The organism is Tsukamurella soli (assembly GCF_039541155.1).
GTDB lineage: Bacteria > Actinomycetota > Actinomycetes > Mycobacteriales > Mycobacteriaceae > Tsukamurella > Tsukamurella soli.
The window spans coordinates 88353-112790 of record NZ_BAABFR010000002.1 but is presented as its reverse complement, the minus strand read 5'-3'; the positions used below and the strand labels follow the sequence as shown (position 1 = coordinate 112790).

24 protein-coding genes and 1 tRNA gene are annotated in these 24438 nt (G+C 69.3%); 14 read left to right on the top strand and 11 right to left on the bottom strand.

What is annotated here, in order from left to right:
* Positions 1-8: 8 nt before the first annotated feature.
* From brxD to ABD908_RS01305, 5 genes are all read right to left on the bottom strand, one after another.
* Positions 9-1316, bottom strand: a complete 1308-nt coding sequence (gene brxD / locus ABD908_RS01325; RefSeq protein ID WP_344989777.1) for a BREX system ATP-binding protein BrxD — start codon at positions 1314-1316, stop codon at positions 9-11.
* A 439-nt stretch (positions 1317-1755) separates the two neighbouring features.
* The gene (locus ABD908_RS01320) at positions 1756-2424 is read right to left on the bottom strand and encodes a hypothetical protein (RefSeq protein ID WP_344989775.1); all 669 of its coding nucleotides are present in this window, start codon (positions 2422-2424) and stop codon (positions 1756-1758) included.
* Between the two features lie 106 nt (positions 2425-2530).
* Positions 2531-2887 (bottom strand): hypothetical protein, encoded by a 357-nt coding sequence (locus ABD908_RS01315; protein ID WP_344989772.1) that lies wholly within the window; start codon positions 2885-2887, stop codon positions 2531-2533.
* A 569-nt stretch (positions 2888-3456) separates the two neighbouring features.
* On the bottom strand, positions 3457-4077 hold the full coding sequence (locus ABD908_RS01310; protein WP_344989769.1) for a DUF3558 family protein: 621 nt from the start codon (positions 4075-4077) through the stop codon (positions 3457-3459).
* Positions 4074-4457 (bottom strand): hypothetical protein, encoded by a 384-nt coding sequence (locus ABD908_RS01305; RefSeq protein ID WP_344989766.1) that lies wholly within the window; start codon positions 4455-4457, stop codon positions 4074-4076. Before ABD908_RS01305 ends, ABD908_RS01310 begins: the two co-directional genes overlap by 4 nt.
* Before the next feature lie 168 nt (positions 4458-4625).
* Between ABD908_RS01305 and ABD908_RS01300 the strand changes: the two genes are divergently transcribed.
* Complete coding sequence (locus ABD908_RS01300; RefSeq protein ID WP_344989763.1) at positions 4626-5975, top strand: LLM class flavin-dependent oxidoreductase; 1350 nt, start codon at positions 4626-4628, stop codon at positions 5973-5975.
* 16 nt (positions 5976-5991) lie between these two features.
* Here the strand turns inward: ABD908_RS01300 and ABD908_RS01295 are convergent, their stop codons facing one another.
* Entirely contained in the window at positions 5992-7194 is a 1203-nt protein-coding gene (locus ABD908_RS01295) for an MFS transporter (protein ID WP_344989760.1), read from the bottom strand.
* Between the two features lie 136 nt (positions 7195-7330).
* On the opposite strand from ABD908_RS01295, the gene ABD908_RS01290 reads away from it, so the two are divergent.
* From ABD908_RS01290 to ABD908_RS01250, 9 genes are all read left to right on the top strand, one after another.
* Positions 7331-8056 (top strand): heavy metal-binding domain-containing protein, encoded by a 726-nt coding sequence (locus ABD908_RS01290; RefSeq protein ID WP_344989757.1) that lies wholly within the window; start codon positions 7331-7333, stop codon positions 8054-8056.
* Entirely contained in the window at positions 8053-8853 is an 801-nt protein-coding gene (locus tag ABD908_RS01285) for a heavy metal-binding domain-containing protein (protein ID WP_344989754.1), read from the top strand. Before ABD908_RS01290 ends, ABD908_RS01285 begins: the two co-directional genes overlap by 4 nt.
* A 42-nt stretch (positions 8854-8895) precedes the next feature.
* Positions 8896-9609 (top strand): heavy metal-binding domain-containing protein, encoded by a 714-nt coding sequence (locus ABD908_RS01280; RefSeq protein ID WP_344989751.1) that lies wholly within the window; start codon positions 8896-8898, stop codon positions 9607-9609.
* Between the two features lie 47 nt (positions 9610-9656).
* A complete protein-coding gene (locus tag ABD908_RS01275; protein ID WP_344989748.1) occupies positions 9657-10082 on the top strand; it encodes a hypothetical protein in 426 nt (141 codons plus the stop codon).
* Between the two features lie 4 nt (positions 10083-10086).
* Entirely contained in the window at positions 10087-11712 is a 1626-nt protein-coding gene (locus tag ABD908_RS01270) for an ArnT family glycosyltransferase (protein ID WP_344989745.1), read from the top strand.
* Between the two features lie 73 nt (positions 11713-11785).
* A complete protein-coding gene (locus tag ABD908_RS01265) occupies positions 11786-13159 on the top strand; it encodes a cytochrome P450 (RefSeq protein ID WP_344989743.1) in 1374 nt (457 codons plus the stop codon).
* A complete protein-coding gene (locus ABD908_RS01260; protein ID WP_344989740.1) occupies positions 13156-14262 on the top strand; it encodes a glycosyltransferase in 1107 nt (368 codons plus the stop codon). The genes ABD908_RS01265 and ABD908_RS01260 overlap by 4 nt, the downstream gene beginning before the upstream one ends.
* 224 nt (positions 14263-14486) lie before the next feature.
* Positions 14487-15044, top strand: a complete 558-nt coding sequence (locus ABD908_RS01255) for a hypothetical protein (RefSeq protein WP_344989831.1) — start codon at positions 14487-14489, stop codon at positions 15042-15044.
* Positions 15045-15145: 101 nt separating this feature from the next.
* The gene (locus tag ABD908_RS01250; RefSeq protein WP_344989737.1) at positions 15146-16402 is read left to right on the top strand and encodes a pyridoxal phosphate-dependent aminotransferase; all 1257 of its coding nucleotides are present in this window, start codon (positions 15146-15148) and stop codon (positions 16400-16402) included.
* Positions 16403-16420: 18 nt separating this feature from the next.
* Here ABD908_RS01250 and ABD908_RS01245 read toward each other — a convergent pair whose 3' ends face one another.
* Positions 16421-18034: an MFS transporter gene (locus tag ABD908_RS01245; protein WP_344989734.1), complete on the bottom strand. Its 1614-nt coding sequence runs from the start codon at positions 18032-18034 to the stop codon at positions 16421-16423.
* Positions 18035-18121: 87 nt separating this feature from the next.
* Here ABD908_RS01245 and ABD908_RS01240 point away from each other — a divergent pair, with 87 nt between their 5' ends.
* Complete coding sequence (locus ABD908_RS01240; RefSeq protein ID WP_344989732.1) at positions 18122-18709, top strand: TetR/AcrR family transcriptional regulator; 588 nt, start codon at positions 18122-18124, stop codon at positions 18707-18709.
* Positions 18710-18777: 68 nt separating this feature from the next.
* Positions 18778-20310 (top strand): YibE/F family protein, encoded by a 1533-nt coding sequence (locus ABD908_RS01235; protein ID WP_344989730.1) that lies wholly within the window; start codon positions 18778-18780, stop codon positions 20308-20310.
* Positions 20311-20313: 3 nt separating this feature from the next.
* Here ABD908_RS01235 and dcd read toward each other — a convergent pair whose 3' ends face one another.
* Both dcd and ABD908_RS01225 read right to left on the bottom strand, forming a co-directional pair.
* Complete coding sequence (dcd, locus tag ABD908_RS01230; protein WP_344989727.1) at positions 20314-20883, bottom strand: dCTP deaminase; 570 nt, start codon at positions 20881-20883, stop codon at positions 20314-20316.
* Positions 20884-20992: 109 nt separating this feature from the next.
* Positions 20993-21814, bottom strand: coding sequence for an LLM class F420-dependent oxidoreductase (locus tag ABD908_RS01225; protein WP_344989725.1), 822 nt, complete (start codon positions 21812-21814; stop codon positions 20993-20995).
* 132 nt (positions 21815-21946) lie between these two features.
* Between ABD908_RS01225 and ABD908_RS01220 the strand changes: the two genes are divergently transcribed.
* Positions 21947-22020, top strand: a tRNA-Gly gene (locus ABD908_RS01220).
* Positions 22021-22294: 274 nt separating this feature from the next.
* Here ABD908_RS01220 and ABD908_RS01215 read toward each other — a convergent pair.
* Positions 22295-22573 carry a hypothetical protein gene (locus ABD908_RS01215; protein ID WP_344989722.1) on the bottom strand — a complete coding sequence of 93 codons (279 nt, stop codon included), beginning with the start codon at positions 22571-22573 and terminating at the stop codon, positions 22295-22297.
* 293 nt (positions 22574-22866) lie between these two features.
* Complete coding sequence (locus ABD908_RS01210; protein ID WP_344989719.1) at positions 22867-23445, bottom strand: TetR/AcrR family transcriptional regulator; 579 nt, start codon at positions 23443-23445, stop codon at positions 22867-22869.
* Between the two features lie 99 nt (positions 23446-23544).
* On the opposite strand from ABD908_RS01210, the gene ABD908_RS01205 reads away from it, so the two are divergent.
* Complete coding sequence (locus ABD908_RS01205; RefSeq protein WP_344989716.1) at positions 23545-24387, top strand: SDR family oxidoreductase; 843 nt, start codon at positions 23545-23547, stop codon at positions 24385-24387.
* The last annotated feature ends 51 nt before the right edge of the window (positions 24388-24438 follow it).

Sequence of the window (24438 nt, the reverse complement as noted above, 5' to 3'; positions counted from 1 at the left end):
GCCGACCGCTAGAGAGCGATGTCATCGGCAGTGAGAGTCGCTCGCGCTTCGGTTCCGGTCACGATGGCGCGCTCCTGCGGCGTGAGTTCGTCCAGGCTGAGTTCGAGTTCGTAGTCGGCGTAGGGATCGAACTCCGCATGGATGTCGATCTTGTCCATGACGTCGACGAGCTTCCGGATGTACAGGCGCGGCGCCAGTCCGACCCGCTCACCGAGTTGCCCGGCGACGGCGCGCCCGAAGACCTCGAGGAACGCGTCGTCGACGCGCGCACCGACCCGGTCCGCGTTGTCGGCGCCGGCAACGTACAGGTCACGCACCCGACCCCCGAGCTCGAGCAGCTTGGCAGCGTCGAAACCGGTGAGCCGAATCTGCGGTGCCCGCGGGTTGTCGAACTTCGGATTCGAACCGAACTCGGTGTGTAGGCGCTGAGCGAGCGGTGGCAGCGACGCGATCCCCATCTGCCCTTCGAGGAATGCCGGGGTTCCGGTGACCATGAGGTAGAGGCCCGAGAACGAACCGTCCGAGATCTGGTCCACCAGCTGCCGCAGCACGTTGAGGCTCTTCTCCCGGGAGTCGCGGCGCATGCGCTGCACGGTCTCGACCTCGTCGATGACCAGGAACAGGCCGGCGTGACCGCTATCGCGCATGATCGTGACCACGCCGCGGAGGAACTCGAGCGCCATCCGGTTGTCGAGGTCACCCTTGACTCCTGCGGCGCGCTTGATCGCGGCGCTGATGTTCGGCTGCCCGCCCAGCCAACTGATCAGGCCGTCCGCAACATCCCGGTCACCCGACTCGGATGCCTTCCGGTACGCACGGATCACCTGGGGGAAGACGGGCGCGGTCGCCGCCACCACCGCGAGTCGCCGGTCGAGCACGTCGTCGAATGCGCGGCCCTGTTCGTACGCGTCGCTCTCGATGGTGTACAGCCAAGCGTCGATGAGCTGTCGGAAGCCGCCCCGCGGCACCGACGACGTGCGGATCCCGCTGATGCACTGCCGGTAGACAGCGTCGAGGCGGTACAACGGCGTCTCGATCTCGTTGACCTGGAGCTCGGACGCCGCGAAGCCTGCTCGCAGCGACCGCTCGGCGAGCCAGCGGGCGAAGAAGGTCTTGCCCGAACCGTACTCACCGCGGGCGACCTTGAACACGCCGCTGCCGCCCTTGACGACGTCGAGTTCGGCCCCGAGTGTCGCGGCGAACGGGGTCAGACCGACTGCGAGCTGGCCGAGCCCGGCCTCGGGCACGCTGCCACGACGGAGCGCGTCGAGCACCTCCCGACGACGGCGCTGCGAGATCTTTGGCTGTGCTGACAAAATCACCCTCCCCCTTGATGTTTCACTCCGTAATCACCGGGATGCCAGACTACAACGCCTCGAGCACGGTGCGGCCCCGAACAGGAGTGCCCCGGGTACCCTCGCGCCCACCGCGCAAACGCCGCGCGCGCTGCCAGGATCCGTAGACGTCCCCACGATCGGGGCGACGCGGAGTCGAGGAGGACTCGCCCGGGACGAGGAGCGACTGACCACGCTGCCGCCGTCACGGCCTGCGGCCTCGTCGTCACTCGCTCATGCGACGAATCATTGAGGCGACGGTGGGCGCTAGGGATTCGACGCCGAATCCGCAAGTTTGCACGCGGACCTCACCCTCGACCCGACCACCGATCCAATCGCGCGGGCACCGCTCGACGAAGAGGCCCTGCGCAGCACTGCGCGGCTATGCGCCCAGCGGTCCAGATCGCCGATGGCGCAGCAGCTAGGCCGCGTCGAGGACGTGGAACGAGAGGTCGACGCGGGGGACGTCGCGCGGCACCGCTGCGGTCTCGGGCACCCAGTCGTCGAGCAACACCCGCACCGCCCACCCGGTGAACTGCCCCTCCTCCTCATCGAACCCGAGGGGCAGTGAGAGTTCCAAGCGGACACCGTCGACGCCGCGGTGGTACAACACGATCCAGTTGCCGGGCGGCGGGTCGCCGGCGGCGTCGACGACTCGGCTGAACACGAGATCGGTCAGCGGGATCAACGACTCCTGTTCGCGCACCGCGCGCGCCGTGGCGGCGCCCTTTCGGCGCGCCGCGCGGGGCCCCACGACGCTGCCCGGGTCGCCGGTGGCGGCGTCCCCACAGACGACGGCGACGCTCCAGTCGCCGGTCCGATGGCGGCACACGGGCCGGTTTGCCGCGTCTCCCAGGCTCCACCGTCCGGTCTCGTCCAGCCGCCGGCGAAGCGATCCCACCATTGCGATCCAGCGCGCGAGGCCCGCCACGTTGTGCGGGTGATAGCCGGTGATCGTGGTCGCGGCCACCTCGCCGTTGGCGACGGCCGCATGGATGTCCGCGACGTCGACGTCCATCCGTGCGAGGTACCCGGCGGCTTGGTCCGGCGGGACGATCACGGGGCCCGAGACGGTGATGGGTTGTGTCATGGTGTACTCCTCCCTGGTGATCACGACGATAGAACAGGGGTACGACGGGTTTGCGAAAGTCGTTGACGCTCCGCTCCCGTCAGTGAGATGCCGACGAGCGTTCCTGTCAGTTCGCGTTCGTCAGGCAGTTGGCCCAGAGGCTCGACGCGAAGTCGTTGGTGACGATGTCGCCCGTCGTCATGTCCTTCACCTCGCAGTACACGTCGTCGTGGTCACCGACGGCGATCCGGGCCCCGAACACGTTGCCCGGGCGGATGTCCGACTGGACGACGCGGTACTGGCCGCCACACTGCGTCGTTGTATCGCCCCGCGGCCACGTGATCTGGGCGCAGTCGCTGCCGCCGTACCAGTCGAGCTCGACGAGCACGTTGCCGCCGATGGTGTAATCCGCATTGGCGACGCCCGTGCCGAGCGCGGTGAGCAGGAAGGCGGTGACGGTGGCGGCTGCGATCTTGGTCTTCATTTCGGTTCCTCCTCATCCCGGCGCGGTCTCGGCCAGGACCCCTGATGTTTTTCATTACCGCTGCGACACAGCTTGTTTGGTTCCCCGTTCTGTGTCAGTCATCAAGGTAGACGGAGGGTCTGACAAGTTTCGGCGACGAGCGGCACCCGGCTTCTCGGATGGCCCGAGTCTGTGCGCAGCGATGCGGTGCCCGCCTAACGACACGGGCGAGCGGGCGAAGAACCTGACGGCTCGTGGAGCATCACATCCGCGAGGACCGGTACCCGTATCCGAGCGCGCCGGCGAACACCGAGCCCCTCGGCCGCGACACCGCCACGAGACGATCCGCTCAGGTCGCCGCGGCGGACGTCGCGGCGCGCCCGCCACGCCCGAGGAGACATCGCCGCTTACCGACGGTGCAGACACTTACCGGCAGCGCCGGCCCCGACAGACGGTTCAGACGCTGACCGACGAGGACCTCCCCGATCGGCGCCTGGACGTTCGGTAAGGCGGTGCACCGTCGGTAAGCAGCTGAAGGCGCCGGAGCAGCCGATCGCACGTACCAGCCACATCAGCGGCGACACACCCACCTATCTCGGTGCCTTCGACGCCGCCAGGGCGGCGATGCGGAACGCGCGGTCGCACTCCTCCGCCTGCGTGCGCCGGGACGCGGTCTCGAAGTTCACGGCAGTACCCACCAGCGCAGTCCCCGAGGTGAAGACGACATAGCACTCGACCGACTGAGTAGTACGTCGGTTGCCAAGGGCGAATGTCCTTCCGTCCACGAAACGGTCTGATACCCAGGCATACTCGTGGTGGCTGGCCTTGTAGCTGGTCAGCGGGGGCTGATTGCCGACGATCTGGCTGACCCAGTTCCACCACCGCCCTCTGCTGTCACCATCCCGTCGCGTGAGCTCCCAGTGGCAGCCGCGATAATTCGGCGAGTCCGAGATCGCGGCGTCTTCGAGGGTCCTCGGATCCATCCCGAGCGCGAGAGCCTCGTTAGCCGAGTACGCGATGCACGGTTCGAATGACGTGCCGTCGTTGCGGCGGTTCCACCGTTCGGCAATCGTGGGCGCGAACGGCAACGGCGGTGCCGCGGACGCCATCGCCAGACCCGACACTGCACTTGGTGTACCTGCGACCGTCGTCGTGCAGCCAGCGGTCGCCAGAGCGACCGCGACCAGAGTCGCGCAGCCACCGCCCCTCACAGGGATGCCGTCCCCGATTCACGAATCGACGCTTCGCTCACCGAATCCGCGCGTTCGATCATCCCTGAGATTGCGCGGAGGTTGTCTGCCATGGCCCGCGCCCCGTGCTCGTTCGCCATCAGCGACGCCCTGAGCGACCGTGGATGTTCCACCGCCGAGGCGCGAATGTTCGTCGTTGCGGTGCGTCCTTCGGAGGTATTGCCGAGATGATTCAGCCGCCCGACATCAGTCAGCTCCAAGATTGACTTCCGCACCCTTTCCGCGTGCCGCTCGAAGGCCCGCGCCAACTCCTCGATCACGTCACCGTCGACCACCATCGACTGTCTGCCGGCCACGCGCTCGCGGGCGCGCGCCCGGATCGTCTCGACGTCCTCGGCCACCGTCTGCCCCCTCGCTCGTGCCCGGCACCGCAATACGGCCCTCGACAATTGGACGCACCAGCACCCCGATCGGTTCCCGATCCGTTCGATCCACGGCGAGCGCAAGGGTTCACCCAAGGGCCGCAACACATGACACTCGATGCCACCACCCACCCGAAGGGACACCCAGTGACTCGACAGCTTCACCTCGGCGGCTTCCAGATCGCCTCGCATGTCACCCACTCGCATGCGGCATGGCGCCACCCGGCGTCCGATCCGGCGTTCCTCACGCCGGAGTACTACCACCGCATCGGCCGGATCCTCGAGCGCGGCAAGTTCGACTTCGTGTTCTTCGCGGATCTGCTCGCGATCCCCACCAACTTCGGCGACGACATCGACGAGCCGCTGCGCCGTGGCACGCAGGCGAGTGCGACGCTCGATCCGTCGATCGTGGCGGCGTCGATCGGGGCGGTCACGAGCAGGCTGGGCATCGCGATCACCAAGTCCACCACGTACTTCCACCCGTTCGAGCTGGCCCGCATCTTCTCCAGCCTCGACCACATCACCCGCGGCCGCATCGCGTGGAACATCGTCACCTCGCTGAGCACCTCGGAGGCGCAGAACTTCGGCTACGACCAGCACCTCGACCACGACCTGCGCTACGCCCGCGCGCAGGAGTTCGTGGAGACCGCAGTGGAGCTTTGGGCGTCGTGGGAGCCGGACGCCCTGGTGCAGGACAAGGCCGATGGCATCTTCGCGGACCCCAGCCGTATCCATACGGTCGAGCGGGACTCCGAGCACTTCCGCACCCGCGGCCCGCTCCCCACGCCGCGGTCCCCGCAGGGGCGGCCGGTGCTGATCCAGGCCGGGTCATCCGACCGCGGAAAGGATTTCGCTGCGCGGTGGGCCGAGGCCATCTTCGAGATCGACCCCACGCAGGAGGGCCGGCGCGCGTACTACGACGACGTGAAGTCCCGCGCGGTGAACTTCGGCCGCAGCGAGGAGGACGTGAAGATCTTCCCGTCGTTCATCCCGTTCGTGGGCGAGACCGAGTCGATCGCACGCGAGAAGCAGGCGTTCCACAACGAGCTCGCCGACCCGATCTCGGGCCTCATCACGCTGTCGGTGCACACCAACCACGACTTCTCGCAGTACGACCTCGACAAGCCGGTGGAGGACGTCCAGGTGACCGGCACGCAGGGGCTGTTCGCGGTGGCGAAGCGTCTCTCGGACCGGGACAACCTCACCCTGCGCGACATCGGCAAGCTGTACGCGCAGGGTGTGCTCCTCCCCCAGTTCGTCGGCACCGCAAGCGATATCGCAGACCAGATCGAGGCGGGGTTCACCGGCGGCGAGGCCGACGGCTACATCCTGTCCGCCGCCAGCTCACCGGGCACATTCAACGACTTCGTCGACTTCGTGGTCCCCGAGCTGCAGCGGCGTGGACTGTTCCGCACCGAGTACACGGGCTCGACGCTCCGCGAGCACCTCGACCTGCAGGCCGACCCGTTCGCGAGCCGGCTGCAGACCGCGGGCTGAGCCCCGCGCCGAGGGGTCACCGCCGCAGGTGGTCCGTGGCCGTGAGGTGCACGGCCCGGACCGCCGCGCACACGGCCGCGACGGCCGCCAGCACCAACAGCGGCGGCACCACGCCGACGGCCGGGCGGATCGCCACGAGCAACAGCGGCAGCCCGAAGCCGAGATACGTGAACACGTAGAAGATCCCCGTCAGCATGCCGCGGGATCCCGACGGCGCGAGGGTCTCCACGTCCACGAGGCCCTCGCGCAGGCACAGTCCGTACGCGCAGCCGAGCACCACCCCGCACACCAGGAACATGGGCATCGACGGGTGCGAACCGGCGGCCGCAGCGACGCACATCCCGACGGCGGCGAGGGCGGCACCGCCCACACCGGCCCACGCGCCCCACTCGCCGCGCCGCGCGGCGACCTGGATCAGCACGCCCGCACCGAGTGTCACTGCGGCGGCCATCCCCGGCACCCACGGCCCGCCGAAGCGGTCGGCCATGAGCCCCACCATCGTCACCATCGGGACCGTGACGCTCGCGAACACCCACAGCGCCATCGGTACCGAGGCGGCCAGCGCCACGCGGAAGCCGCGCCGCGCATCATCGGGCCCGGGCCGCGCGACGACGGTGACGGGCGCACCCCCGCCCGCGGCGCCCGCCCGGGCCGCCGCCGCGACCACGGCCAGCGAGAGGACGACGGTGACGGCGAACGGCACCGTCAACCCCGGGCCGGCAGGCAGGAACTGCGCCAACAGCCCCGACACCACCGGACCGGCCGCGAACCCGATCGTGAGGATCGCACCGGACAGGGTGGTGCCACGCTTCCCGCCGAGATCGGCCGCCCACGCGGTGCCGGCGCTCACGGCGAGCCCCACCCCGACACCGACCACCGTGCGTCCCACGAAGATCCCCGCCGCGCCGTGCGTGAAGAGCATGATCAGGTTGCCCGACCCGGCCGTGGTCGCGCCGATCAGGACCACGGGCCGCCGGCCGACCCGATCCGACAGCCCGCCCCCGCCGAGCAGGCCCGGCAGCAGGCCGAGCGCGTAGACGCCGAACGCACCGTCGAGTACCGCGCTCGACAACCGCTCGGCGACGCGGAGCGCAGGGAGCATCGCCGTGAAGTGATTGGCGGCCCAGCCCGTCGCGAACAGCAGGAGCAGCACCGCGGCGAGGCCGCTCGCCGGTGGGACGCCGCGCCGACTCGCCGGTATGTCCGGATCATTCGTCACACGCAGTAGTCTCGCGTATGGGTACGACACCGCGCCGCAGCCCCTGATGAGGAATCGGCCACTTCCGGACGAACCACCGAAATGGCGTGGCGTCGAGCGGAGTCGATGCGCAGACTGGCGCCGGGAGGGGGACACGATGGATGACCTCGCGTTCACGTCGATGCTCAGCGTCGACGGTGCGGCATGCGCGCGGTACTACCGGATGCAACCGATCGCCGACGTGATGGGTGTGTGGACCGGGCTGCCGTACGTCTTCGGCGCCAGCTCGGCGGGCTGGGACGCGGCGCTCAGACGGCTCGCCGCCCAGGCGCGCACCCATGACGCCCAGGCCGTCATCGGCGTACGCCTCGAGAGTCGTCACCTGGGCGAGAACATCCACGAGTACCTGGCTTTCGGTACGGCCATACGATTCACCGACGGCACCGACACCGGCGCCCAGGTGCTGATGTCGATGCTGCCGATGGACGAGACCGTCTCGCTGCTCGAGTCCGACTTCATGCCCACCCGAATCCTGTGCGCCGCGACGTACAGCCGGTTCCCCAAGACGTCCTTCCTCACCACACGCGGCCGCAACATCGAACTGGCCGGGGCGACTCGGGCGCTCTCCGGCACGCGCCGGGCGGTGCGCGACGCCATCCAACACCGCGCGACCAAGCTCGGCTGCTTCGGCGTGGTAGGGATGTACTTCGAGAGCGACGTGGGCGACGCCCCGTACAACGACTACGAGCTCCAGGTGAACACGTGGGGCTTCGCGCAGGGCGTCAACCGCGTCGTCCGCGGCCGCAACGCCCCACGCACCATCGATCTGACCCCCACCCCCGTCGTCTCCCTCGCCGACGGTGACCGAAAGGATGCGCCGTGACCTCACCTACCGGAGTCCCCCAGGACGGCCTCAACCGGCTGCACACCAAGGTCTTCACGTCCGACCTCACCGTCAACGAGTTCCTGCTGGTGCGCCAGGCCGGGTTCCGTCCGCTGGGGCTGGTGTTCGGCAGCAGCGTCTACCACGTGGGTATCCAGCTCGGGCGGTGGAGCAAGAACCAGGAACTCGAGGTCCTCTCCCAGGCGATGTACCACGCGCGCGAGCTCGCGATGGCACGCATGGAGGTCGAGGCCCACGAGCTGGGCGCCGACGGTGTCGTGGGCGTACGCCTGGACATCGAGTTCAAGGAGTTCGGCAGCGACGTCGCCGAGTTCACCGCGATCGGGACCGCCGTGAAGGCCGATACCGCCGACGCGCCCGACGGGCACTCGTGGATCCCCAACACGGGTAAGCCGTTCACCTCCGATCTGTCCGGACAGGACTTCTGGACCCTGATCAACGCCGGCTACGCCCCGCTCGGAATGGTGATGGGCTCGTGCGTCTATCACATCGCCCACCAGGGAATCCTCAAGTCGATGAGCAACATCGGCCAGAACACCGAGGTCCCGGTCTTCACCGAGGCCCTCTACGACGCCCGGGAGTTGGCGATGACCCGGATGCAGGCGGAGGCGGAGGCCCTCGAGGCCGAGGGCATCGTCGGCGTCCAACTGCGCGGCCTACCGCACCAGTGGGGCGGGCACACCACGGAGTTCTTCGCGATCGGGACCGCCGTGCGGCCGATCCGCCCGGACCATACGATCCCCGTGCCCACGATGGTCCTCCCGCTCAACGACTAGCACTCGATCACCAGTGCTCGTCACCAGCGGAAGAGGGTGCCCATGAACAAGCCGGCGTTCACGTCGATGCTCAGCGTCGACGGTGCCGCCTGCGCGCGGTATCACCGGCTGCAGCCGGTGGCCGACGTGATGGGTGTCTGGGTCGGCGGCCCGACACAGTACGGGCTGAGCGAGAACCCGTGGGACACCGTGCTGTGGCGGATCGCCAGGGAGGCGCGGGATCGCGGCGCGCAGGCGGTGATCGGCATCCGGCTCGAGACCCGCCGCCTGGACGAGCAGTACCTCGAATACCTGGCATTCGGTACGGCCGTGCAGTTCACCGACGGCACCGCCACAGGCGGACTGGTGCTCACCTCCATGCTGCCGATGGACCAGACGGTATCCCTGCTCGAGGCCGGCTTCCTGCCGACGCACGTGCTGTCCGCGTCCGTCGGCGAGCGCTTCTGGAACACGGGGGCACTCGGCATGAGCAGCCGCAACTTCGAACTGGTCGAGGCGTCCCGGGCGTACGCGGCCGGGCGCCGGTGGGTGCACGACCGGATCCACAGCGAGGCGGCGCGACGCGGCTGCTCGGGCGTCCTCGGCATGCGGTTCGACACGTATCTCAGTGTCGACCCGCTACGCAACACGGCACTGGTGGTGAACACCTGGGGCTTCGCCCAGGGCATCGCCCCGTTCGTCCGCGGCGGGGGCGTTCCCCGCACGATCGACCTCACCCCGCGCCCCGTCGTCTCGCTCCGCTCCGACGGCCTGTAGGGCGCGCTGTGAGCGCCTCTCGGACCGAGGCGACTAGATTCGCGGCAATGACGGACGAATACTCGAGCGGGCTCGGCCCGCTGGGCGACGCCGCGATGATCGCGTCGATGGTGGGGCGGGACCGGTCGGACGCCGCGTCCTACGCCCGGCTGCTCACCGAGACACTGGCCGGGGTGCTGCCTGCCGACCTCGTACGGGTGGAATACCGGCGGTCCCTCGCCGACCGCATGGCGGGCCGCCCCGGCGAAGCCCGGCGGATCACCCTGGCGACCGACGCGGGCGAGTTCAGCCTGGACGCCGACGGTGACCGCCTCACCGGCGAGGCCCGCCGGATAGTCGGCGGCGTGGTGCTCTCCCGCAAGCCGATCACGGTCGAGGAATGGACGCATCGTCTCGCGGCCGAGCTGCGCACGCTGGCGGCGCGAAGCGACGCGACGCGACAGGCGTTAGGACGTGTGCTCGGTGTCGAATAGTTCGGTGTCCAACAATTCGGTAGCGCACAGCGACGACCTCTCGGTGCCGGGTCGAGTCGACGCAGCGGCACGGGGCGGGGAGCCGCTGCACGGGGGTTCGGGACCGGACGGCGCGGTCCCAGCGCCCCCGCCGATGGCGTGGCGGGAGGTGGGCGCGGTCGTCCTGATCGCGGCGATCGTCACCGTATTCACCGCCTGCCGCTATCACCTGTTCGGCGACGAGCTGTACTTCGTGGCCGCCGGGCGCCACCCGGCCTGGAGCTACGCGGATCAGGGCCCGATGATCCCCCTGCTCGCGCGACTGGGCGACGTCATGCCGGGGCACACGCTGCTGGGGTTCCGGTTCGTCGGCGTGATCCTGACGGTGGCGGCGGTCCTGATCGCCGCGCTCACCGCTCGCGAGCTGGGCGGCGGACGCGCGGCCCAGGTGCTCACCGCTGTGGCGTGTGCGACGTCGCCGATCCTGGTCCAGTGGGGCGCACTGCTGTGCACGAACTGTGTCGACACCCCGATCTGGACGACCGTCACCTGGTTGATGGTGCGCTGGGTCCGGACGAGATCGGATCGGCTGTTGCTGGCGGCCGGGGTGCTCACAGCGATCGATATGCAGGACAAATGGCTGATCCCGCTGCTGTGGGTCGGTATCGGCGTCGGCTGCCTCGCGTACGGGCCCCGGGAGCTGCTGCGGCGGCCGCTGCTGTGGGTCGGCGGAGCGATCACGGTGGCCTCGACGATTCCCGGGGTCGTGTGGCAGGCGCAGCACGGGTGGCCGCAGCTGAAGCTGACCGGCGTGGTCGCCTACGAGGACGGCTTCGTCGGGGGGCGGTGGATCCTGATCCCGGCCGCGATCTCGGGGGCCGGGATCCTGGGGGCGATCCTGCTGGTCTACGGCGCCTGGCGGCTCGCGAGATCGCAGTTCCTCCGCCGGTACCGGTTCGTCCTGGTCGCGGCCGTGGTCGTCGTCGCGGCGGTGGTGATCTCCGGCGGACGGGCCACCTACCCGTCCGGTCTGTTCGCGGTGCTGATCGCGGCCGGCGCGGTGGAGGCGACCCGCGGCGGCGCGCGGCGGTGGGCGCGGTGGGCGGTGACCCCGGTGGTCGTCGCCTCCATGGCACTCGTCTCGGCCACCATCCCGTACAAGCCCGCCGACACGGTGACGGTGCCCACCACCATCTATCCCGTCGCCGTGAACATGGCCGTGTACGGCCAGTTCGGCTGGCCCGGGCTGAGCCGTGAGGTGGAGGGCGCCATTGCCGCGCTACCGCCGGACCGGCGGCCGAGGGCCATCGTCACCGACTTCTACTGGACCTCGTCGGCGCTCGAGTACTACGGGCGCGACGCGCTGCCGCCGGTGTACAGCTACAACCGCGGGTACTACTACTTCGGCCGGCCCGCGGGCTCGGCGGTCGTGCTCTGGATCGGGGACCGGGACGACCTGACGCGCCCGCGGGCCGCCTGTGCGGAGATGACCCGGATCGGGACTGTGGGTGGGGATCTACCCGGAGTGGTTGCACGTCAACTCGTCATGCATCACATCGGATTCCCGGTGAGCTCGGCGGGTCTGGCCCTGGTGCTGTGTACGCCCCGCGCGCCGTGGGCGCAGACGTGGCCCACACTCGACAAGATCTGACGGCGCCGCGATGGCAGCCGAACGCGGACGCCGGTACGGTTGAAACCCGACCCCGTACGAATGGAGCAACCGTATGCGCATGCTGGCCGCGCCACCTCCAGGAGATGAGCGGCGGCCGGTGTACGGGCCGCGGTGGAACTCGTTGACCGCTGCGCTCAAGCTGAGCCGCGACCCCAAACAGATGGCACGCGAGCTGCGCGCCGAGTTCGGTGACGTGAGTTTCATCAGCGTCCTGGGCCGCAAGGTGGTCGTGGCCCTCGGGCCCGAGGCCGCCGAGCAGCTCACCCGGAACCGCGACCGGACGTTCGCCACCGGACCGGTGTACGACTTCGCGTTCGGTAGCTTCTTCCGCCGCGGCATGATCCTGCTGGACGCCGACGAGCACCGCAGTCACCGTCGGATCATGCAGCACGCCTTCACCACCGCACGGCTGGCCACCTACACCGACCAACTGCAACCCGTGATCGCGGACTCGATCGACGCGCTCCCCGACGGGCCCGTGGACATGCGGGCGGCGTTCAAGGCCCTGACCCTGGACGTGGCACTGCGCGTGTTCGTGGGCGTCACGTTGCCCCGCGCCGAGGCGGACGAGATCAACAAGGCGTGTGTCGACATGATCGAGGCGGCCGGCGCAGTGGTGCGCGCACCGATCCCCGGGACCAGATGGCAACGCGGCCTGCACGGTCGCAAGCGGGTCGAGCGGTTCTTCCGGGAACTACTCCCCGGCAAGCGCGCGACACCGGGACCGGACCTGTTCTCCGCGCTGTGCGCCGCCGAGGACGAGCACGGCGCGGTGTTCACGGACGACGACGTGATCAACCACATGATCTTCATCCTGTTCGCGTCGCACGACACCGCCACCGTCGCCCTCACCGAGGCCGCCTACCAGCTGGCCGAGTCCCCCGAGTGGCAGGAGAAGTCGCGGGCGGAGGCCCTCGCCGCGCCGGCGGCCCTCGCCTACGACGGGCTGGCCGACCTGCCGCTGCTCGACATGGTGGTCCGCGAGGCACTCCGGATCCGGCCGCCGGTCCCCGTGATCCCCCGGGCCGCGGTAGCCGACACCCACATGGTCGGCCACTTCGTCCCCAAGGGCACGTTCGTGGTCACGCTCACCGAGGCGAACCATCACCTCCCCGACGTGTGGCAGGACCCCGACACGTTCGACCCGCTGCGGTTCTCGCCCGAGCGGGAGGCCCCGGCACACCGGATGGCGTGGATGCCCTACGGCGGCGGCGTGCACCACTGCATCGGGATGATGTTCGCGCGCATGGAGGTATTGACGGCGCTGCACCACCTCCTGCGGGCGGTGGAGTGGTCCGCCGAACCGGGCCACACGATGCACGACCGCGGCCTCACCGCCCACGCGGGCTTCACCGCCGTCGTCCGGCGCCGCACGCCCGACGAGTGCTGCGGCGCCGTCCAGAGCCTGGTCGGCGACGAGCCGTGACCCGCGTCCTGGCGTACACCTCGCCGGGCCGCGGCCACCTGTTCCCCATGACACCGCTGCTCACCGAGCTCCGCGACCGCGGCGTCGAGGTGCACGTGCAGACGCTCGCCGACGAGGTCGAGCGGGTCGATGCGAGCGGGCTGCACGCGCGCGCCGTCGACCCGCGCATCGAGGCGATCCACGCCGCCGACGGTGACGCGCGGTCCGTCCGCGACGCGTTCGCGAGGTCGGTGCGGATGTTCGCCGACCGCGCCCGCCTCGAGGTGCCCGACCTGCGCGCGGCGGTGGACCGGGTCGACCCCGACTTCCTCCTGGTCGACGCGAACACGTGGGGCGCCATGGCCTACGCCGAATCCGCGGGCCTGCCATGGGCCTGCTTCAGTGCGTCGCCCATCCCCCGGCGCTCGCCCGGGCTGCCGCCCTTCGGCCCGGGGCTGGCACCGGACCCGTCGCCGGCCGGCCGGATCCGGGACGCCGTCGCGAACACCGTGATCACCAAGGCGATCACGAGCTCCGTGCGGCCCACATTGAACGAGATCCGCCGCGACGTGGGGCTGGCGCCGATCCACGATGCGGACGACGTGTTCCGGAGCCCGCCCATCCTGTTCCTCGCCACAGCCGAGCCGTTCGAGTACCGCCACGCCGACTGGGACAACCTGGTGTACCTGGGCGCGTGCGACTGGGATCCGCCGCAGCCGCCACCGCCGTGGCTCGGCGCGATCACCGACCCGATCGTGCTCGTGACCACGTCGTCGGACCCACAGAAGGACGAGGTCCTGGCGCGCCGCACGCTCGCGGCCCTCGCCGACGAGCCGGTGCACGTGGTCGCGACCATGCCGAGCGGGGTGCCGGCGGACCTCGACGTCCCGTCGAACGCGACGGTCGTGCGTTTCGCGGCCCACGGCCCGATCCTCGACCGTGCGGTGTGCGCGATCACCCACGGCGGCATGGGCGCCACCCAGAAGGCGCTGGCGCGCGGCGTGCCCGTGGTGGCGGTGCCGTTCGGCCGAGACCAGCTCGAGGTGGCGCGACGGGTCGTGGTGAGCGGGTCGGGTGTGCGTGTGCCGGCCCGTCGCCTGCGCCACCCCGGCGCCGGCAGCTGAGCCCGCGCAGGCACCCGAGCCGGTAGCGCCCGAGCCCGCCCAGGCCGAGGCGGAGGTCCGGGCTGAGGCCCAGACGGACGCCCCCGCGGCCGCCGAGAGCGCGCCGAAGCCCAAGGGGCTCGGCATCGCCGCGGGCGCCAAGCGGCCTGGTGGACGAAAGTGACGCGAGGGACGAGGCGCCGATCGGCGGCGTCTCGTCCCTCGCATACGGCAGACTGGACGACGTGCCGCGCTACCTGACCTACGAAGAATTCGGCCGCCGCTTCTTCGAAGTCGCAGTGACCGAGGAGCGTGTCGGCTCCGCTTTCGCGGACCTCGCCGGCGACGACTTCAAGGTGGGCCCCATCCCGTCCGGCCCGGGTGGCATGGCGCGGGTGTGGGCCGACGTCCGGATCGAGGAGCCCAAGCTGACCCGGGAGGTCGGCCGGCTGATCACGTTCACCGTGAAGATCCCGCTGCGCATCGGCCTACTGATCGACCTGCGGGTCGACCGCATCAGGTACGACGTGGACGGCCTGATCACGCTGCCGCTCACGGTGCAGGCCGCCGAGCCGCTGGAGCTGCGGATCGAGGTGCAGCCGCCGCGGCCGAGCGACGTGTGGGTCGACGTGTCATCGCATAACATCCGCGGGTCGATCGTCCGCGTGGTGGCCAGCGTCGACAACGAGATCCGGCGGTTCATCGCCCAGTACGTGGCTGAGGAGATCGACAAGCCCGAGGTGAAGGCCGCGCGGATCATCGACGTCGAGAAGGGCATCGAGGGCGCGTTCCACAGCCTGTAGCCCCCGAGATCGACACGTCGATTCCAGAGCTCTCGCGTCCGGCCGTCACGTCTCGGCGGGTGCGGATAAATCGGTTTGCCCCGTCCTGACACCATGTACTCATGAGTAGACCCCATGTGCACCACTCCCACACCGAGCTCAAGCCGCTCGAGCAGTCCGCGAAGCTGCAGAACGTGCTGTACGAGATCCGGGGACCCGTGGTGGCACAGGCGGCACGGCTCGAGGCCGAGGGGCACCGCATCCTCAAGCTGAACATCGGCAACCCCGCGACGTTCGGGTTCGAGGCACCCGACTCGATCGTCCGCGACATGATGGCCGCGCTGCCGATCTCGCAGGGCTACAGCGACTCGAAGGGCATCGTCTCCGCTCGCCGCGCGGTGGTGACGCGGTACGAGGAGATCGCAGACTTCCCGTTCTTCGACATCGACGACGTGTACCTCGGCAACGGCGTGTCCGAGCTGATCACGATGACGATGCAGGCGCTGCTCAACAACGGCGACGAGGTGCTGATCCCCGCACCCGATTACCCGCTGTGGACCGCGATGACCAGCCTCGCCGGCGGCACCCCCGTGCACTACCTGTGCGACGAGGACAACGGCTGGAACCCGTCCATCGAGGACATCGAGGCCAAGATCACCCTGCGCACCAAGGCGATCGTGGTGATCAACCCCAACAATCCGACCGGCGCGGTGTACTCCACCGAGACCCTGCAGCAGCTCGTGAACCTCGCTCGCCGCCATTCGCTGCTGATCCTCGCGGACGAGATCTACGACCGGATCCTCTACGACGACGCCAAGCACACGTCCATCGCGACGCTCGCGCCCGACCTGCTGGTGATGACCTTCAACGGCCTGTCCAAGGCGTACCGCGTGTGCGGCTACCGCGCCGGCTGGGCGGTGCTGACCGGGCCGAAGGACCACGCGGCGGGTTTCGTCGAGGGCCTCACGCTGCTCGCCTCCACCCGGCTGTGCCCGAACGTGCCCGCGCAGCACGCGATCCAGGTCGCGCTCGGTGGGTACCAGTCGATCAACGACCTGGTGCTGCCCGGCGGGCGGCTGCGCGAGCAACGCGACGTGGCCTACGAGAAGCTGAACGCGATCCACGGCGTGAGCTGCGTGAAACCCAAGGGCGCGCTGTACGCGTTCCCGAAGATCGACCGCGACGTCCACGAGATCCACGACGACGAGAAGCTGGTCCTCGACCTGCTGAACGAGGAGAAGATCCTCCTGGTGCAGGGCACGGGCTTCAACTGGCCCGACCCCGACCACCTGCGGGTCGTCACACTCCCCTGGGCGCGCGACCTGTCCGAGGCGCTCGACCGGTTCGGCAACTTCCTCAGCTCCTACAAGCAGAGGTAGTGCGGGCAGGCCCCGCAGTCAGACGGTGACGGTGTCCCGCTCCGGCTGCCGGGCCCGCGGCAGCGCCGGCCGCACGCCGAGGGCGAGCATCGCCAGTACCGCGCCCACCAGGCACGCGCCCACCGCGACGAGCGTGGCTTGGTGCATGGCGGCCACGAAGGCCGACCGCACGACAGCCTCCACCTGCAGGCCGACGGTGCCCGGCGCCGTCCGTGCCACCTGCGCGCCCGCGGCGACCGACGTGGCCGCCGCGTCCTTCAGCGGCGCGGGCAGCGGTAGCGCCGCGAGGCCCGACGCGACGTGCGAGGCGAACACCGTCGCCATCACCGATCCGAGCACGGCCACGCCGAGCGTGCCGCCGATCTCGCGGGTCGTGTCGTTGACCGCCGACCCCGACCCGGCGCGGTCCATCGGCAGCGTGGTCATGATGATCTCGGTCGCCGGTCCCTGCACTAGTGCCAATCCGGCGGCCATCAGCGACATCGAGACGATCACCACCCGCCAGTACGAGGTGTCGACGCCGGTCACGGTGACCAGCCCGAACCCTGCGGCCATCGTCAGCATCCCGGCGGTGATCACCAGGTGTGCGGGCAGCCGTTTGCCGGCGTGCATCGCGAGCGGCGAGAACACCGCCATCACCACCGCGAACGGCAGGGTGTGCAGGCCTGCGGAGAGCGTGCCGTAGCCGCGCACCAGCTGGAAGTACTGGGTGACCATGAAGATGAAGCCGAACAGCGAGAAGAACGCCACCGCGATCACCAGCGCGCCCACGGTGAACCGTCGATTGTAGAACAGGGTCATGTCCAGCACGGGGTGCGCCGCGCGCAGCTCCCGTGCGACGAACGCCACCGTCAGCGCGGCGGCCACAGCGAAACCCGCCAGACTCGCGGGCGACGCCCACCCGTGATGCGGCCCCTCGATCACCGTCCACACCAGCGTGCCGACGGCCGCGACCGACAGCGCCAGCCCGGCCCAGTCGAATCGCCCGGGCAACGACGGCCCGCGCGACTCGGGCAGCAGGACCGCGCCCGCCACCAGCAGCACGGCACCATAGGGCACCGTCACCCAGAACACCGAGGCCCACGAGTAGTGCTCGAGCAGCCATCCGCCTACGACGGGGCCGATCGCCACGCCCACACCGGCCATCGCGGCCCACAGTCCGACGGCGACGGCGCGGTGCGCCCGGGCCCTCGTGTCCTCGCCACCGAAGGTGTCCATGATCAGCGCCAGGGTGGCGGGGAAGATCAGGCTCGCCGCGACGCCGAGCCCAGCGCGGGCCGCGATCAGCGCATCCAGGCTGGTCACGGAGGCGGCGACCGCCGACATCGCGGCGAACCCCGCGACACCGAGCAGCAGCATCCGCTTCCGACCGAACCGGTCACCGGCGTGGCCGGCGCCGAGCAGCAGACCGGCGAATACCAGCGTGTAGGCGTCCACGACCCACTGCAGGCCCGACGTCCCGGCGTGCAGGTCGACGGCGATGGTGGGCAGGGCGACGTTGACGATCGTGTTGTCGATCATCACCAGCAGGACCGTCGCGCACAGGACGGCGAGCACGACCCACTTGCCGGTGCGCCCGCGCGAGGCTGCGGTGGGGAGGTCGGATGGGGGGAGGTTCGAGGAGAGGGGCATGAGCACTCCGAATCGTTGTAGAACGATGTTCTGCATTAATGGAACATCGTGCTACAGCTGGTGTCAAGACCGGTAGCATGTGTGGCCATGCCCAACGTCACGCCCCGGACGCGGACTGTCGATGTCCGCACCGCTCTCGTCGACGCCGCCATCGCGGTGCTCGAGCGTGACGGCCTGCGGGGCCTGACGGTGCGCGCGGTCGCGCAGGAGGCGGGCGTCGCGCCGATGGGCGTGTACAACCACTTCACCGACAAGCAGGGGTTGCAGCGGTCGGTGGTGGACTTCGGCTTCGCCCGGCTCACCGACACCATCCACGCGTCCGCCGATCCCGATCCCGGCGAGCGGATGATGCGCTGCGGGCGTGCCTACCGGCGGATCGCGCTGGAGCACCCCCAGGTGTACCGGCTGATGTTCGGGCCCGACCTCGGCCACGGCACGCTCGAGAATCCGGCGCGCGCGTTCGAGGCGTTGGTACGGACGATCATGTTCGCGCAGGCAGGCGGCGTCATCCGTGCGGGCGATCCAATGACGATCGCCAAGAACGTCTGGGCGGCCATCCACGGCGCGGTGATCCTCGAGATCGAGCGCGCCGGCCCGGAGATGCCGTCCAGTGCCGACGACGAGTACGAGTCGCTGCTGACGATGATCCAGCGCGGCCTCGCACCCGCGGGGTAACGCACAGCCTGATCCCGCGGGGTGGCGCCTGGCGGAAACGCCCTGCCACTCTCTGTAGGGTGCATCGCGTGAGCCCCGACCAGCACGAACACCACGAGCCCGAGTCGACCCTGCACACGCACAACCTGGCCCCCGTCTCCCTCGGCCGCGTCGCGTCCCGCACCGTCGTCGGCCTCCTCGTCGTGGTGGGAATCGCCGTCGTGATCGGCGCGATCGTTCTGTGGCCGGCCCACCTGCGCGTGTCGTTGCCCGGAGTGCCGGGCGCGTCCCCGACATACGGCGGAACCGTCGAGCAGCAGGTGGTCGGCGACTGCGACTTCACGGTCGCGGCCAACGGCACCGTCGCCAGCTCCGAGCCGGACCTGAAGGCGAACCCGCAGGGCGGCTGCCTCAACAGCTCCGTGCGGATCACCGACGGCCCCGACAAGGGAGCGTGGACCGAGTTCTCGGTCGGGACCCTCCGCGTGTCGACCTCGCTCACGCCCGGGGCCGCGACCGCAACACCCGTGGGCGCCGGCTCGTCCGGCGTCGACACCAGTAGGCCCGCCACTCCCGGGATCGGGCAGCCGAACCTCACGCCTGGCACCCACATCCGGATGGGCTACACGCCGGGCCAGAACGGTGCGGCACCGTCGTACCAGTTCTACGACTACGCGCGCACCGTCGCCCTGTGGGTGTGGGGCCTGCTGTTCGCCGCTGTGGTGATCGCGGTGGCCGTGTGGCGCGGCCTACGGGCCCTGATCGGCCTGGCCGTGGCGGCCGTGGTCGTGGTGGGCTTCGCGCTCCCGGCTATCCTTGAGGGTCACTCGGCGGTGTGGGTCGCACTCGTGGCCTCGGCGGCGATCCTGTTCGCGGTGCTGTATCTCGCGCACGGGCTGTCACTGCGCACCTCCGCCGCATTGCTGGGCACGCTCACCGCCCTGGCGATGAGCGCGTTACTGTCCTGGCTGGCCGTGATGACCACCCACGTCACGGGCCTGTCCAGCGACGACGCGACCAACCTGCAGGCCTACTCCTCGACCGTGTCGATCTCCGGGATCCTGCTGGCCGGCTTCGTGATCGGAGCGCTGGGCGTACTCAACGACGTGACCATCACCCAGGCCTCCGCGGTGTTCGAGCTGGCACACCTGTCTCCGAAGTCGTCTCGGCGGCGCACGTTCTGGTCGGCCATGCGTGTGGGTCGCGACCACATCGCCTCCACCGTGTACACCCTGGTGTTCGCGTATGTGGGGTCGGCGCTGCCGCTGCTGCTGCTGTTCTCGATCGCGGGCCGACCACTCACCGAGGTGCTCACGTCCGACACGGTCGCGATCGAACTGCTGCGCGCGTTCGTCGGCGGCATCGGGTTGGCGCTGTCCGTACCGCTCACCACGGCGATCGCGGTGCTGCTGGCGAAGCCCCGCCGGGCCGCGGTGAGTGAGGCCGCAATCGAGCGGTTCGCGACCGCCTACCCGGCGCTGGACATCTCCGACGTGCCAGTGCGACCGCCCCGCCCAGCGCCCCGCCGGGCACCGTCGGCGCCTCACTCGGCACCGTCTGCGCCCCAGCAGCAGGCACCGCCCGAGCCCCGGGGCGGCGGGCGGCACTCGCTGCCCGAATAGACGTCAGCCCTGCGGGAAGTTGAGGTACGCCTTGGACGGCGTCGGTCCGCGCTGCCCCTGATACTTGGAGCCGACGGCGGCGCTGCCGTAGGGATTCTCGGCCGGGCTCGACAGCTTGATCAGACACAGCTGGCCGATCTTCATCCTCGGCCACAGGGTGATCGGCAGGTTCGCCACGTTGGACAGCTCCAGCGTGATGTGGCCGGAGAAGCCTGGGTCGATGAACCCGGCGGTGGAGTGCGTCAGCAGGCCGAGACGCCCCAGGGACGACTTGCCCTCGAGCCGCCCGGCGAGGTCGTCGGGGAGGGTGCACACCTCGAGCGTGGAACCCAGCACGAACTCGCCGGGGTGCAGCACGAACGGATCGCCGTCAGCCGGTTCGACCAGGCTGGTGAGCTCGTCCTGCCGCTCGCGCGGGTCGATGTGGGTGTACCGGTTGTTGTTGAAAACCCGGAACAGCCCGTCCAGGCGCACGTCCACGCTGGACGGCTGGACCAGGGTGGGGTCGAGGGGATCGATGCCGAGGCGCCCCGATTCGAGCTGGGCGCGGATGTCGCGATCGGAGAGCAGCACGACTGCCAGGGTAATCACGGCCGCGGCGTGGTCAGGATCGCGGTCCCTCCGGGCCGACGCCCCATTATTCGCGACGCCCGCCCGCTACAGCCGTGATCCTGACCACCGACTACTTCAACGCGGCAGCCAGAGCCCGATAGCCCGAGGCCGGATCGTCGCCCAGCACCTGGATCGCCACATGATCGGCACCGGCGTCGAGGTGTGCGCGGATCCCCGCGGCCACGGTGTCGGTGTCTCCGTGCAGCGCGAGCGCGTCGACCAGCCGATCGCTGCCCTCGCCCGCGAGGTCGTCCTCGGTGAAACCGAGCCGCAGCAGGTTGGCCCGGTAGTTGCTCAGACCCAGGTAGAACTTCACCGTCTTCCGGCCGATCGCGCGGGCCCGGTCGGCGTCGACGTCGAGCACCACCTTCTGCTCGGGCGCCAGCAGCGGTCCGGCGCCCAGGATCTCGCGGGCGGAGCGGGTGTGTTCCGGGGTGGTGAGGTACGGGTGCGCGCCCGCGGTGCGCTCCCCCGCAAGCCGCAGGACCTTCGGGCCGAGCGCCGCGAGTGCCCGCTCACCGGTCGGCACACCTTCTGCGTCGAGTCCGTCGAGGTACGCCACCAGAGCCTCGTACGGCTTGACGTACCCCTGGGTCGCCTCGCGGTGACCGGCGCCGACGCCGAGGAGGAATCGGCCGGGGAACCTGTCCACGATCCGACGGTGCGCCGCCCCGATCGCCGCCGGATCGTCCTGCCAGATGTTGACGATGCCTGTGGCCACCACGAGGGTGTCGGTGGCGGCGAGGGCCTCGTCGACGAAAGCGAGATCACCGCCGGGTGAGCCGCCCGCCCACACCGCGCCGAAGCCGAGTCGCTCGGCGTCCGCCGCCAGCTGCGGGGTGATCGCGGAGTAGTGGGTCCAGATTCCGATGCGTCCGAGCTGTGCCGTCATAGCACCAGTCAACGCTCGCCGGCACCGGGTGCTTCCCTGCGCACTCGACGTGCATCGGTTCGACACCCGACCGGGCCGCAAGGGACCCGTGTTATGCTTTTGGCCGCGCGTTCGGAGCACCCGAGCGGGCAGGCCGATGTAGTTCAATGGCAGAACTCCTGCTTCCCAAGCAGGTAGCGCGGGTTCGATTCCCGTCATCGGCTCCACAGAGAATCCCCTGATCACAAGGGGTTCTCATAGTTCTGGAGTGCATCCACTCGGGCTCGTCACGCGTCCCCTGACACGCGGGTTGACACGCTAGGTGCCGCCAAAGCAGTTCAGCACAGTCTACGACGCGGATGAGAGCGAACCGGCGCCGGCGAGCGCACCCGACAGAGCATTCTGGTTGCCACCTCCGAACTGGTTTTGAGCGGGGTGTCGCGGGTACCACGATCGAAGACGTCCAGGCTGCGGCCGGGGTCAGTAAATCCACCTGTATCACTACTTTTCCAGTAAGAACGCTTGGTTCACACTGTCATCCAGTTCCAAGAAGAGGGAGTTGTGGGCGCACAAGAGCGAGCATTGGCGCATGTGGAGACCCTTGACGGCCTGCGATCCTCGGCCGACGCGGTTGTTGAAGTACAGCGCCAGTTGCGCTGTTGCGTCGGCTGTCCAATCGGCTCTCTCGGCAGCCAACTCGCCGAGTCCGACCTCGAGACCCGCTTCGACATCGCTGCGAGCTTCCAGCGCTGGGCCGATGCCATCCGCGACGGTCTGCACTCGATGCGAGCTTCTGGCTACCTCACCGCATCGGCTACCCCGACGATCTCCCCGTCGCTCTGTTCGCCTCCCTGCAGGGCAAATTCATCCTCGGTCAGGCCCAACGCTCTACTCGACCCCTGCGGATCGCTCTCGATGCGATGCTCGCCCTCATCGAGACCCACGCTGCCTTCCCAACCACATCGCCAGGGGCGTAGGAATGGGCTGCCACCTCGGCGACCCCAACGCCTGGACCTGAACCCCCCGACAAACTGACGGACAGAACCACTGGCGAGAGCGAGCGACCACGTCAGTCATGTGCTGCGGCCGGGATGCTTAGCCAGCGCGTCCGCCGCTGCGGTGACGGCGATGAGCAGCGCCTCGCGGTGCTGCTTGAGACGTTCCTGGCCCGGTCCGTCGGAGTCACGTATGGATCCGCCGGTCGTGGTCCATGCTTGAGCCATCGCCAGGCACAGCATCAGGATGTCCATCCCCCTGGTCTCCGTGACCCCTACCGACTCTGCGAGCTCGCGGACCTTGTCGGTCTGGGATTGGTATTCCTGCCATGCGGCTGCGGGGCGCTCGAGGAACTTCCATTGTGTGAGCCGAACCAGTTCCGGGTGCTCGACCAGGTGGTCGAACAGTGCGGCGATGTATCCGGGCAGGTCGTCGGGGGTGAACGGGACGAGGTCGGCCAGGGCTCCGAGGCGAGATCCGAGCATGGCGTCGAACAAGCCCTCCTTGGAATCGAAGTAGAGATAGATCGCCTGTTTGTTGGCGCCGGCCTCGGCCGCGATGCGATCGACCCGGGCACCGGCGAAGCCGCGCTCGGAGAACTCGGCGTATGCGGCGTCGATGAGCCTTGAGCGCGTTGCTGCGGAGTCGTAGACCATGACCCCAGTATAAATAAACTGTTTGGTTGACATCAAGACGCCAGCGAGCTACCGTGACTAAACCATCCGGTTGGAATAGTTGTGAAAAAGGGGAATGCCATGAGCACATGGTTGGTCACGGGCGCGACGTCAGGTATCGGTCGTGCCGTCACGGAGAAGCTGTTGGACCGAGGCGACCGGGTAGCCGCACTGGTTCGTCGGCCCGAAGCGCTCGAGGATCTCAGAGGGCATGGCGACCGGCTGTGGATCGCCTCGGTCGACGTCACGGATACGCCTGCTCTTCGTGACGCGGTGGAACGCGCTTTTCGTGACCTGGGGCGGGTCGATGTGGTCTTCTCCAACGCGGGTTCGGGTGCGTTCGGCGCCGGAGAGGAACTCTCCGATGACACTGTCGAACAGCAGATCGCGCTCAATATGGTCGCCCCGATCCAACTGATTCGCGCGGTGCTGCCTCATCTGCGCGAGCAGGGTGGCGGCCGAATCATCCAGACCTCGACGATGGGTGGCCAGATCACGACCACAGGCGGCAGCATGTACCACGCATCTAAATGGGGGATCGAGGGTTTCACCGAGACGATCATGGGCGAGGTCGCTGCGTTCGGGATCGGGATCACCCTGATCGAGCCCGGCGGCGTGCGTACACCGTTCGGCGCTGCCCTCTCGATCTCTCCCGCTCTGCCCGCGTACGCGGACACCCCGGTCGGCCGGTTCCGCCAGCTCATCGAAGGGGCCGGCGACAATCTGACCGGCGGCGCGCTCGGTGATCCACAGAAAGTCGCGCAGGCCATCATCGAGGTCGCAGCACAATCGCCGGCACCGCGACGCCTCGTCCTCGGCAGCGACGCCTACGCCGCAGTCCACGACGCGCTCAGCACCCGCCTCGCCGAATTGGAGGCAGCGAAAGCAATCTCCCCGACGACAGACCACCCGGCCGACGTCTAACCGGCGGGCCAGGCGATCCCGGAATAGTCACTGGTCGACCCGTGATGGCGC